The sequence below is a fragment of the Bilophila sp. T19-St14 genome, assembly GCF_059728385.1.
The window spans coordinates 2,796,013-2,808,379 of record NZ_BAAGFT010000001.1; the positions used below are offsets into that span (position 1 = coordinate 2,796,013).

A 12,367-nucleotide genomic window follows, 5' to 3' on the forward strand; every position below is an offset into this window, starting at 1 on the left:
CCTTTTCCCCGGCGGGTGCAGGGTTAGCCCATGTCCGCAACTTATTGAGGTCTGGGCAGCTTCTCCCCGGCAGGGGCAGGGGTAGCCCCGCCGGGGAATGGGGCGGAACCCCGCCTCCTTCCTCCGGCCCGCCAAGGAGATTTTTCATATGCGTCACCATTCTCAGGAAACCGCGCCTTCGCTGTACGTTCAGGCCGCCAAGGACGCCTTCCGTAAGCTCGATCCGCGCATGCTCGCGCACAATCCCGTCATGTTCGTGGTCGCCGTCGGCTGCGTGTTTACGACTGCCTCGTTCTTCTCCCGCGTGGCGGCCGGTACGGACGCCGGATTCAGCGGCCAGATTTCCCTGTGGCTGTGGTTCACCGTGCTGTTCGCCAACTTCGCCGAGGCGCTGGCCGAGGGGCGGGGCAAGGCGCAGGCCGACACGCTCCGCAGCGCCCGCACGGATACCGTCGCGCACCGGCTGCTGCCGGACGGAACCGCAGAAGCCGTATCCGCTTCCGATCTGGCCCCCGGCGACCATGTGGTTGTGGAGGCGGGCGACATGATCCCCGCCGACGGCACGGTCGTCGAAGGCATGGCCGCCGTGGACGAGTCCGCCATCACCGGCGAGTCGGCTCCGGTCATCCGCGAGTCCGGCGGCGACCGCAGTGCGGTTACCGGCGGGACCACCGTGCTTTCCGACCGCATCATCGTGAGGGTCACGCAGGAGCCGGGCAAGTCCTTCCTCGACCGCATGATCGCGCTTGTCGAAGGCGCGGAACGGCAGAAGACCCCCAACGAGATCGCCTTGAACATCCTGCTTGCCGGGCTGACCCTCATCTTCATGCTGGTGGTCGTCACCCTGAAGCCGCTGGGCCTTTACCACGGCATCAACATTGATATGGTCGTGCTGGTGGCGCTGCTGGTGTGCCTCATCCCGACCACGATCAGCGGCCTGCTCGCCGCCATCGGCATCGCCGGGATGGATCGCCTGCTTCAGCGCAACGTGCTGGCCCTTTCGGGCCGTGCGGTGGAGGCCGCCGGGGACGTGGACGTGCTGCTGCTCGACAAGACCGGGACGATCACGCTCGGCAACCGCATGGCCTCGGCGTTCCTGCCCCTGCCCGGCGTGAATGCCGACGAAATGATGAAGGCGGCCTGTCTCGCCTCCTCCGGCGACGAAACCCCGGAAGGCCGTTCCATCGTGGAATTGGGGAACACCCTTGGCGTGTCCATGCATGGGTTGCCGCAGGATGTGGTCAGCGTGCCGTTCACGGCGGAAACCCGCATGAGCGGCGTGGACGCCGCTGGGGAACAACTCCGCAAGGGGGCGACCGATTCCGTGCTGCGGTGGGTGCGTTCACTTGGGCTTCCCGAACGCCGTGAGGAGTTGGATGCCCTTGTCGAGCCCGTGGCCCGCGAAGGCGGCACGCCGCTGGTGGTGGCCTCTTCCACGCGGGGCTTGCTCGGCGTCATCCAGCTCAAGGACGTGGTCAAGCCCGGCATGCGCGACCGTTTCGACCGCATCAGGGCCATGGGCATCAAGACCGTGATGATCACGGGCGACAACCGCCTCACCGCGCAGGCCATCGCCGCGGAGGCGGGGGTGGACGACTTCCTTGCCGAAGCCAAGCCCGAAGACAAGCTGCAGCTCATTCTGGAGCTCCAGAAGGAAGGCCGCCTCGTGGCCATGTCCGGCGACGGCACCAACGACGCCCCGGCTCTGGCCAAGTCCGACGTGGGGCTGGTCATGAACACCGGCACGCAGGCCGCCCGCGAAGCCGGGAACATGATCGATCTCGACTCCGACCCCACCAAGCTCATCGAGATCGTGGAGATCGGCAAGCAGCTCCTGATCACCCGCGGCGCGCTTACCACGTTCAGCCTCGCCAACGACGTGGCCAAGTACTTCGCCATCATCCCGGCGCTGTTCATGGCGGCCCTGCCGGAACTCGGAGCGCTGAACGTCATGCACCTGTCCACGCCGCAGAGCGCCATCCTGTCCGCGGTGATCTTCAACGCCCTGATCATCATCCTGCTCATCCCGCTGGCGCTCAAGGGCGTGCGCTACCGTCCCCGTTCCACGGCTTCGGTCCTGCGCGGCAACTTGTTGGTCTACGGGCTCGGCGGCGTCATCGCCCCGTTCATCGGCATCAAGCTCATCGACATCGTGATTTCCGCCGTCGGCCTCGTCTAGCCGCGCGGTACGCATCACCTGAAGGGGCGTTCGTTCCTCTCCAACAGGACGTTCTCCTCCGCGGATGTCCCTTCAGGTTCCTTTTTCACATAAGGAGCTACGTCATGTTCAAGCTCATTCGTCAGTCCGTTTTGTCCACGCTGTGCCTTGCCGTGCTTTTATGCGCCGCTTACCCGCTGCTCGTCACCGGGGTGGCCAACGCCTTTTTCCCTAAGGAAGCGGCGGGTTCGCTGATCCTGCGGGACGGCGCGATCGTCGGCTCCGCCCTCATCGGGCAGCCGTTTTCCAGCGCGAAATATTTCCACCCCCGCCCCTCAGCCGCCGGGTATGACGCCGGTTCGTCTTCCGGCTCCAACTATGGCCCCACCAGCAAGGCGCTGGCCGAGCGCGTGCGGGCTTCGGAACAGGAGCTGCGTGCCGAACGGCCCGAAGGCGTGCTGCCCGTGGATATGCTGACCGCTTCGGGAAGCGGCCTTGATCCCCACATTTCCCCGGAAGCGGCCCTGATGCAGGCCCGGCGCGTGGCCGAAGCCCGCGGCCTGTCCCTGGAAACGGTGGAAAAGCTCGTCCGCGGCCATGTGGAAGGCCCGGAATGGGGCGTGTGGGGTGAACCAAAGGTCAATGTGCTGCGCCTCAATCTGGCTCTTGACGAACTCCAGTAACCGGGCGAGGAAAGAAGCACTTTCCGTGTCGGGAGGATGGTCATGGATGGTTTTGCGGAACTGATCGAACGTAAGCGGCAAGGATCCCTTAAAATCTATCTGGGGTACGCGGCCGGCGTGGGGAAAACCTACGCCATGCTGCAGGAGGGGCTGCGCCTGAAACAGCAGCATGTGGATGTGGTGATCGGGTATCTCGAACCTCACGACCGCCCTGAGACGATGGCGCTCTCCGAACATCTGGAAGCCGTACCTCCCCGCGAATGGCGTGTGGGGGACGCCGTATTCCACGAAATGGACGCCGAGGCCATCCTTGCCCGTAAGCCGCAGGTCGTGCTGGTGGACGAGCTGGCCCATACCAACGCCGACGGCTCCAAGAACGCCAAGCGCTACCAGGATGTGCTTGAAGTGCTGGCGCAGGGCGTCAACGTCATTTCAACCATCAACGTGCAGCATCTGGAATCCGTGGCGGCACGCGTGGAAGAGGCCACCGGCATCGCCGTCCGGGAGCGCATCCCGGATACTGTCCTGCGGCGCGCCGATCAGGTCGTCAACGTGGACGTGACCAAAGAGGAGCTCCGCGAGCGCCTCCGGCAGGGCAAGATTTACGCGCCGCAACAGGCTGAGCGGGCGCTGTCGAGCTTCTTCACGTACGAGAACCTGTCCTTTCTCCGCGAGCTGTGCCTGCGCGAGGCATCGGGGGATCAGGTCCGCAAGATCGAGGCGCAGGAGCTCCTCAAGCCCGCTCTGGCCGGGTATGCGGTGGAAGCGGTCATGGTGGCCCTAAGTTCCTCGCCCACGGATGCCGAATCGCTTATCCGCCGCGGCGTGCGCATGGCGAACCAGCTCGGATCGCCGTGTTATGTGGTGTATGTCCGCAGGCCGCAGGAAAGCCCGACCCGCATAGATGCGGGCATTCAGCGCCAGCTTCAGTACAACCTGCAGTTGGCGACGAGGCTTGGCGCGGAAGTGGTGCAGCTTGAAGGCGTGGACATCGCCGAAACGCTGGTGAATTTCGCCAGCGAACGCAACGTGCGGCACGCGATTTTCGGCAAGTCGCGGCTGTCGCCCTTGCGGGAACGGCTGCGCGGCTCGTTCCTGCTGGATTTCCTGTATGAGGCCGTAGGCGTGGATGTGCACGTCGCCAACGTTACCCCGAAGTATATCAAGTGAGCGCGTCATGATTGTTCTTCCCACTATGCACAAGCGGATACGCCGTTCGTTTTTGCGTCTCGTGCTGCTGTTCGGGGCGCTCGGGGTCTTGATGGTGATCGGCATCACCATTGCGGGGCGCGTCCCCTCGGAACTTATCCGCATGAACTATGATTCCATCGCCTACGCACAGGAGATGGTACGGGCCATGAACGGCATCCGGTTCCCTGGGCTATACCGCGACACCGATATGATCGGCTGGGAGAAACGGTTTGCCGACACGCTGGAGCAGGCCTCCAGCAACATTACCGAAGAGGCCGAGCGGAAGGTCATTGCGGAGCTTCAAGCCTCATGGGATGCGTACCGCCTGAACCCGGACGACGCCAATTACCGGGGCCTGCACGCCAGCATCGACGCTCTTGTTCAGGTCAACGAGCGGGGCATGTTCCTGCGGCTCAGCAAGAACGCCCGGTTCCGCGACATTATGATGGCGGTGACGGCGGCGGCGTTCCTGCTCGGCACGTTTTGGGCCTTTCTCCTTGCGGACAGCGTGGCGGAGCGTCTGGCCCATCCGCTGCGGCGGGTGGCGGAACTGTTCCGCGATCGTCCGCAGCTTGGGCGGAAGCTCCATCTGCCGGAGCCGCAGACGCTGGAAGTGCGGCTGTTGTTCGACGAGCTGTCCCGCCTGTGGGATCGCCTTGGGGAACTGGACAAGCTGAACGTGCACAAGCTGGTCGTGGAAAAGCGGAAACTTGAGGTGATCCTTGAGTCTGTCGAGGACGGGGTGTTGGTGCTGAACGCCGCAGGGGAGGTCATGCTGGTCAGCCGCCGTATGCTTTCGCTCCTCGGCTTGGCCAAAGATGATGTGCAGGGCATGCCGTGGAAGGATTTGTCCACCAGCGCGCCCAACTACATGGCCCTGCGGGACGGCCTCCGCGACGACATGCAGGGCAAGCAGGAAATTACCCTGCGCGTCGGCGGCGAGGAACGCATTTATGCCGGACGCCGGCGGAGCCTGCTCAACAACAAGGGAGCGGTGACGGGGCAGGTGTTTCTCCTGAGCGACGTGACCGAGAAGCGGCGGCGCTACGGGCTGCGTTCGGAGATGATGGACTGGATTTCCCACGAGTTGAAGACCCCCATGCAGTCCCTTGGTTTGGCGGCGGATCTCATGGCCCGGCGTCCGGGGCTGGATGAGGAGATGTCCATGCTGGTGGAGACTGTGGGGCAGGATGCCGCCCGGCTGCGTACCGTGGCCCGGCAGTTTATGGAAATCGCCCGCATGAGCCCCTCGGCGCTCCAGCTTGTCCCCGATACGGTGGATCTCGTCGAACGCGTGCGCGAGTGGCTGATCCCCTTCCAACTGGTGGCCCGCGAGTCCGGCGAACACCTTCTTCTGGACATGCCCGAAACCGACATTCCCGTGACCATTGATACCGAACGGTTCGCTTGGGTATTGTCGAATCTGGTGTCCAACGCCCTGCGCGTCGGTTCCGTGGGCTCCACGGTACGGATCGTCATCACGCAGGAAGAGGACGATGCCGTCCTTCGGGTGGAAGACGATGGGCCGGGGATTCCGCCGGATCTGGAGGCGCGTTTGTTCGAGCCGTTCTCGCATGGGCGGACGGCCGGGACGCGCGAAGGGCTGGTCGGGCTCGGCTTGGCGATCACCCGTGACATTGTGGAGGCGCACGGCGGCGTGATCCGTTATGCGCGGAACCCCGGAGGAGGGGCCGTCTTTACCGTGCTGCTGCCGTTGGCGAAGTAGAGGAAGGGCAGAGGCATTGGGGATGGGGGAAACTTTCTGAAGGAAGGGACACCCCTTCCCCCTCCTTCCGTATCCTCCCGTTCCGAATATTTTTGGCTCTGTTATAGTTTGTGGTTGTTTCATCTCATAGTGAAGTGAAAATACAGCCTTTTCTCTCCGGTTTTTCCCTTGGCGGGATCCACGGCCAAGGCATTTTCCGGTTATCCCTGTGGAACTTCAAGGAAAAAAGCATCAACCATGTTCTATAACACAGCCATATTTCTCATACGTACCGAATCCCCATTCCGGGGCTTTGGGTTACGAAAAGGTTCATCCTGCCGGAAAGAGGATAACATCTTTAGGCAGCCGAAGGTGGAAATGTACAGGTGCCCGGCGTTGCGGCAATCAGCCCGAACTCCGGGATAAGCCTGCGCCGAGGGCCGTTGCCGCCGATTTGAGCCGATGGCCTTTTTACGATAACGAACAGATTACGGTCGGCCCGTTTCCGCATGGAGGAACAGGCTGATGCCCGCATAGGAAAGTCTTGGGAAGGAGAGAGGAGGGGGCTTGGGGGAGGGGAGAGGAAACCTTTCTCCAGAAAGGTTTCCTCTCCCCTCCCCCATTCATCCTCATAAGGAGTCCCACATGCTGCGAGTTCTGGTGGCGGACGACGATCCGGGGATCGTACGGACGCTGATGCTTGGCCTGAAAATGATGGGTTGCCAACCCGTGGGCGTGGAGAGCGCGGAAGCAGCAATCAAGGCGCTGGAAGAGAAGGGCGCGGACTTGCTGCTGACGGACATGCGCATGGAAGGCATGTCCGGGGTGGAGCTGGTGCGGGATGCGCATGCGCGCTGGCCTGAGATGATCTGCGTAGTCATGACCGCTTTCGCCTCATACGAAAACGCCGTGTCCGCCATCAAAGCCGGGGCCTACGATTATCTGCCGAAACCATTCTCCACCGAACAGTTGGAACACCTCATCCGCAAGATAGAGATGCTGGTAGACCTCCAGCGGGAAAACTCGCGCTTGCGGGCCGGTTCCGGCGACTGGTTTGACGGGCTGACTTCGCCGAAATGCCAGGCGCTCCAGTCCGTCGTGGAACGGATCGCGCCGAGCGATGCCACCGTGCTGCTGTCCGGCGAGACGGGATCGGGCAAGACTGAGCTGGCCCGCTCCATCCATAGGAGATCGGCGCGGGCGGACAAGCCTTTTGTGGAAGTAACCTGCACGTCAATTGCGGAAAACCTTTTTGAATCCGAAGTATTCGGGCACGTTCGGGGGGCTTTTACCGGAGCGGTGCGCGATAAGGCCGGCAAATTCGAGCTGGCGGAAGGCGGCACCCTGTTCCTTGACGAAATCGGGGAGCTTTCGGCTACGGCACAGTCCAAGCTGTTGCGTTTCCTTGAAGATAAAGTCATTGAGCGGGTCGGGGACAACAAACCTATCCGGCTGGACGTGCGCATCATTGCCGCAACAAACCGGGATCTTGCCGCCATGATGAAGTCCGGGGCGTTCCGCGAAGATCTGTACTACAGGCTGAACGTCTTTGAATGTACGGTTCCGCCGTTGCGGGAGCGCCCTGAGGACATCGAACCCCTCGCCGCGAAGCTGCTGCGTTCCGCTTCTGCCAAGTACGGCACGCCGCCCACCCTGTCTCAGGCCGCGCGTCAGGCTCTGTTGAGGTACGGCTGGCCCGGCAACGTCCGGGAACTGCGGAACGTCATGGAGCGGGTCGCGCTGCTCGCCGCCGGGCGCGAAGTGACGCTGGCTGATTTGCCGCCCGCGCTGACCGCCGGGGAAGGGATGCGGCCCGGCCCGGATGAGGGGCCGCATATCCTGACCCTGCGCGAGCTGGAAGCGGAACACATCCGGCGTGTGCTCGGGCTCGGCGTCAGCATGGAGCGGGCCGCCGAACTGCTTGGAATCAACACCGTGACGCTCTGGCGCAAGCGCAAGGAACTTGGAGCCTGACGGCTTCCTTTTTGGGGCGGAAGGCCGTATGAAGGAGCCATCTTCCCGTTTCGGCGCCGCAAGCGGCAAGGGACGGGCTGAAGGGAGGCTGATATGGGGTTTATCGCCGGAGACAGCGTGTTGGATGCCGCGTACGGGTACGGCATGGTCTGCGATGTGATCAGGAATCCTGACGAAACGTATCCCGTAATCTGTCGGTTCTGGCGGAATGGGCGCCCTGTGGAAATTTCATATACACGGGACGGGTTCAACGACGTTTCCGACGTGATCCCTTCGCTTGTCCATGCGAGGGCCGGTGCCGCGAAAGGGAAGCCAGTGCCCCTGTCCTTTGAAGAATTTGACGAGGAGTACCGGGAACTGTTCGGCGGCGCTGGGCAGAAGAAACCTTGAGCGTGCCGGTGTCGGAGTACGGCGCTTCACGAGATAGTGAAAAGGATGCCCTTTCGGTTTCGGAAGGGCATCCTTTTTCATTGTGGGCTTCAGCCTGTTGAGGATACGAAGTATCCGAAACAAGAAACCACCAGCTAAGCGGGGGGCTTTGACTAGGCCGTGTCGTCAATCAGATATAATCTATTGAAATCATTTAACTATTTTTTAAGTTACAAAAAGATTGTTTTTAATAATTTCAAATAGTTATATAAAATAACGACACGGCCTAGGTTGTGCCAGAGAAAATGGCTGATGCTTTTTCTTTAGGCTGTGCCAGAGAAGATGGTTGATACTTTTCTCTTTAAAGTTCCAAAGGGATAACCAACAAAATGTTTTAGCTGTGGATTCCGTCAATGGGAAAAACGGATAAAAAAGCCGTACTTTCAGCGTGCTGTGGAGATGAAACAACCACATACCATGACAGAGCCTTTAATTATGGAAAGAAGGCTTCCCGCTAGGGATTGCCTCTAAAAGAAAATCTAGGTTTTTCATTATCCTATTGCTTTTTTCTAAGCAGAAAGAAGCCTTCATCCTAGCTTCTTAGGATTGCGCAAGGCAAAGGAGCCCGCAATACCTTTTCCGAATGGACGCCTTCCATCTTTTCTAGGGAACGTTTTTACCGTTTGCTGCAATGCGGATCTGCTTGAGTGCGTTGAAGAGGCTGTTAGGAACATGATGATATTGGGGCTCCGTATCTTACGGTACGGCATAAGCCGAAAAACGATCCCTGTGAACACAGGTCGGCTCATGAAAAGGCAAGCAAATGATGATGGTTTTGGAACAATCCTTGCCTTGCCGGAATAAGCCCTGTCTCCATGATGCTGCCCCCTGCAGGAAACGGGACAAACGCTCCTGCGGTTTCCAAAGCAAGACTGCACAACCGGTTTTCTGTCTTGGATAACTTCTCGTAAACGGAATAACCCTCCTTGCACCGCGTTCTATTTTTTATTGTAATCAGACAAAAAATATCCTTCTATGACCAGACGGTCTATACAAGGGGATAAAAGTCGATTACATTGCTAGGCAATCTACTTGGAGGTGAATACATGATAAGTGATGCCGAATTGCTGAAACTGGTTATGGAAAGATATCCCGAACAGCCCACCCCGTTCATCATCGAACAGTTTACCGTTCTTAAAGCCGGGCTTATTCAGGCCAATAACAAGCTGGCGGCAATGGACATGGAAGAGCCTGTTTGCGAACAGGTGAACATTGAAGAGCCCATGCCGGAAGCTGCCGAGGCCGCCCCCAGCGCCGCGCCGAAGAAGAAATTCACCAAACGCAGCCTTGTTGTCCGTCCTGAAGAAGCCATTGGGGAAGATGTTGTCCAGTGCTGCCTCTGCGGCCGGGGATTCCAGAATCTGACGGCAAAGCACCTTCTCTCCCACGGGATTTCCGTGGATGAATACAAGAAGTTGTGCGGATACGCACAGGAACAGAAGCTTATCTGCAAGAACCTGCTGGAAAAATTGCAGGAAAACGTGCAGAAGGCCCAGCGCTCCAGAGAGCAGAAGCTGTCCGGCGAACACCTGAAGTAAAAGAAGGCGGGGCATCCGTTTGGGTGCCCTGTTTTATGGCGTGCGCTTGGGCGGGAGAAGCCGGAAGGTGCGATAGCTCTTCCGCCTTTGGGGGCGGCATCACTTTTTCGCATGGCGTGCCCCTGCCGTTTGGCTTGTACGCCGCCCCTTTCCCCTGACTTCAACGAATGGTTTTTCCGATGTTGGAAACATTGTCCCCACAAGAGGCCATGACGCTTTTTCGCAATGGTGGCGCCTTTTTCGTGGATGTCCGTACAGAAAAGGAATTCCTCAAACGGGCGATCCCCGGCTGCCCGCTGGTTCCCCTCGATGCATTGGAGCGCGGGGACGGGCTGGACAGCCGTTTTTCCGGCAAGCCGGTCGTCTTTTTTTGCCGTTCGGGGAATAGGACGCGGAACAAGGCCGAGCTCTTGGAAAGAAGCGCTCCGGGCAAGGCGTACCAGCTCGGAGGCGGGATCCTCGCATGGGAGCAGGCGGGTTTTCCGGTTTGGAGCATACGCGAGCTCCTGCCTTGCTTTGCGCAGGAACCGCCTTTTGCCTCCGGGGTTCTTGCCTGAAATTTGCCCTCATCCAAGCCCGCCCTCCCTTCCCCATTGGAACGGAGGGCTTTTTTCTTGGCTGTGTCATAGAAAAAGTTTGATGCCTTTTTCCTTGAAGTTCCAAAGGGATAACCGGAAAAATGCCTTAGCTGTGGATCCCACCAAGGCGAAAAATAGGAAAAAAGCTCTATTGTTCACCGTACTGTGGAGATGAAACAACCACATGCTATAACGAGCCTTTTTCTTCCTTTCCTTCGTGAACGTATCCGAAAAGCTGTGTCATGAAAAATGGTTGATGTTTTTTCTTTGAAGTTTCAAAGAAATAATCGGCGAAATCCCTTAGCCGTGGATTCCGCTAATGGAAAAGCTGGAGAAAAAGGCTGTATTTTTCACCGTGCTGTGGAGATGAAACAAGCACATGCCATGACAGAGCTATCCGAAAAGGGGCGGCGGCGCTTGACCGGGAAAAGGAAATACGCCTGAAACAGGCTCCGAGGAGCGGAATCATTAGGGGCGGAAAGGAAGGCGCGGGGCCCATCCCCTTATTTATTTGGGAGGCATCGCCCCAGACTGCCCCTTACAGCAATGCCCGGACGCCGAAAGGCCGTGAACCGGGCGGGCCCCGGTCATGGGCAAGATGAAAAAGGCTGTGCCATAGAAAATGGTTGATGCTTTTTTCCTTGAAGCTCCAAAGGGATAACCGAAAAAATGCCTTAGTCCTGTATTTCGCCAAGAGGAAAACCGGAGAAAAAAGCTGTATTTTCACCGTACAGTGGAGATGAAACAACTGCAAGCTATAACAGAGCCATGAAAAAACGCCCGGTTCTTCGTTGCGGAAGGGCCGGGCGGCTTTTTATACGGCTGATGTGAGGCGGTTGATGCGCGGAGGAAAACCGTGGTGCCGCCTCCAAAAACGTGCGGGGATGGATGTTATCCTTTAGGAACGACGATGCCCTGTTTGGCGGCCCAAAGGTTGACGTCCTCCTTGCGGATGGCGGCGGCCATCATGCCGGGGAACAGGTCGGGAGTGCAGGCGAAGGACGGGATGCCGAGGCCGGCGAGTTTGGCGGCGAGGGCCTTGTCGTAGAACGGCGCGCCTTCATTGCTCAGGGCGAGAAGGGTGATGACCTGTACGCCGGACTGCACGAGCTCGTTGGCGCGTTGGAGCAGGTTCTTTTCCACGCCGCCTTCGTAGAGGTCGGAAATGAGCACAAGGATGGTGTTGCGCGGATCGCGGATCAGCGACTGGCAGTAGCCCACCGCGCGGTTGATGTCCGTGCCGCCGCCGAGCTGGACGCCGAACAGCAGATCGACGGGATCGTCAAGCTGTTCGGTCATGTCCACCACGGCGGTATCGAACACGACGAGATGGGTTTTCACGGCGGGCATGGAGGCCATGACCGCGCCGAAGATGCTGGAGTAGACGACCGACGACGCCATTGAGCCGCTCTGGTCGATGCAGAGGATGATTTCCCGCTGGACGCGCTGCGATTTGCGGCCATAGCCGATCAGCGTTTCCGGCACGATGGTTTTGTATTCCTGCTGCCAATGCTTGAGGTTCGCCCGGATCGTGCGGTTCCAGTCGATCTCGGCATGGCGGGGGCGACGGTTGCGCACGGCCCGGTTCAGCGCGCCGCTGACCGCCGTGCGCATGGGCTCCTCAAGCTGCTTCATGAGCGCGTCCACGACCTTGCGGACGACCAGCCGGGCCGTTTCCTTGGTCTTTTCGGGGATGATGCCCCGCAGCGACATGAGCGTGGACACAAGGTTCACGTCGGGCTGCACGCTTTCGAGCATTTCCGGCTGGAGCAACATACTGTGCAGGTTGAGGCGATCGAAGGCATCCTTCTGCATGACTTGCACCACTGAAGACGGGAAAAAGCGCCGGATGTCCCCAAGCCAGCGGGCCACGCGCGGCGACGAGGCCCCGCTGCCGCCCCGCAGGCTGTGCCTGCTGTCCGCTTCGTACAGCGCCGCCAGCGCCTCGTCCATCTGCCGGTCTTCGGGGCTCAGCCCGGCAAGGCCGCAGCTCGCCTGCGCCTCTTCGCCGAGCACCAGCCGCCAACGCCGCAAGCGTTCCCCTTCAGCCGTATCCATCATCAACTCCTGTCGCCCCTTGGAGCCGCCGTAAGCCCGGCGCCATCCGTTGA

The 12,367-nt window shown here is 59.8% G+C and carries 9 protein-coding genes; 8 read left to right on the forward strand and 1 reads right to left on the reverse strand.

The features are described 5' to 3' along the window. The first annotated feature begins 148 nt into the window (after positions 1–148). From kdpB to AC6I1V_RS11905, 8 genes are all read left to right on the forward strand, one after another. The gene (kdpB, locus tag AC6I1V_RS11870) at positions 149–2,179 is read left to right on the forward strand and encodes a potassium-transporting ATPase subunit KdpB (RefSeq protein WP_479858828.1); all 2,031 of its coding nucleotides are present in this window, start codon (positions 149–151) and stop codon (positions 2,177–2,179) included. Between the two features lie 104 nt (positions 2,180–2,283). Continuing rightward, positions 2,284–2,841, forward strand: a complete 558-nt coding sequence (gene kdpC, locus AC6I1V_RS11875) for a potassium-transporting ATPase subunit KdpC (protein WP_302551770.1) — start codon at positions 2,284–2,286, stop codon at positions 2,839–2,841. Positions 2,842–2,883: 42 nt separating this feature from the next. After that, positions 2,884–4,011, forward strand: coding sequence for a universal stress protein (locus AC6I1V_RS11880; RefSeq protein ID WP_302551771.1), 1,128 nt, complete (start codon positions 2,884–2,886; stop codon positions 4,009–4,011). Positions 4,012–4,018: 7 nt separating this feature from the next. Then, positions 4,019–5,758, forward strand: coding sequence for a sensor histidine kinase (locus tag AC6I1V_RS11885; RefSeq protein ID WP_308770952.1), 1,740 nt, complete (start codon positions 4,019–4,021; stop codon positions 5,756–5,758). Between the two features lie 624 nt (positions 5,759–6,382). Next, positions 6,383–7,711, forward strand: coding sequence for a sigma-54-dependent transcriptional regulator (locus AC6I1V_RS11890; protein WP_302551773.1), 1,329 nt, complete (start codon positions 6,383–6,385; stop codon positions 7,709–7,711). A gap of 93 nt (positions 7,712–7,804) precedes the next feature. Beyond that, the gene (locus AC6I1V_RS11895; RefSeq protein ID WP_308771273.1) at positions 7,805–8,101 is read left to right on the forward strand and encodes a hypothetical protein; all 297 of its coding nucleotides are present in this window, start codon (positions 7,805–7,807) and stop codon (positions 8,099–8,101) included. A 1,085-nt stretch (positions 8,102–9,186) separates the two neighbouring features. Further along, positions 9,187–9,678 carry a MucR family transcriptional regulator gene (locus AC6I1V_RS11900; RefSeq protein WP_486854324.1) on the forward strand — a complete coding sequence of 164 codons (492 nt, stop codon included), beginning with the start codon at positions 9,187–9,189 and terminating at the stop codon, positions 9,676–9,678. A 179-nt stretch (positions 9,679–9,857) separates the two neighbouring features. Continuing rightward, the gene (locus tag AC6I1V_RS11905; protein ID WP_486854325.1) at positions 9,858–10,235 is read left to right on the forward strand and encodes a rhodanese-like domain-containing protein; all 378 of its coding nucleotides are present in this window, start codon (positions 9,858–9,860) and stop codon (positions 10,233–10,235) included. A 912-nt stretch (positions 10,236–11,147) separates the two neighbouring features. Here the strand turns inward: AC6I1V_RS11905 and AC6I1V_RS11910 are convergent. Beyond that, the gene (locus AC6I1V_RS11910) at positions 11,148–12,317 is read right to left on the reverse strand and encodes a VWA domain-containing protein (RefSeq protein ID WP_337431407.1); all 1,170 of its coding nucleotides are present in this window, start codon (positions 12,315–12,317) and stop codon (positions 11,148–11,150) included. Positions 12,318–12,367: the final 50 nt, after the last annotated feature.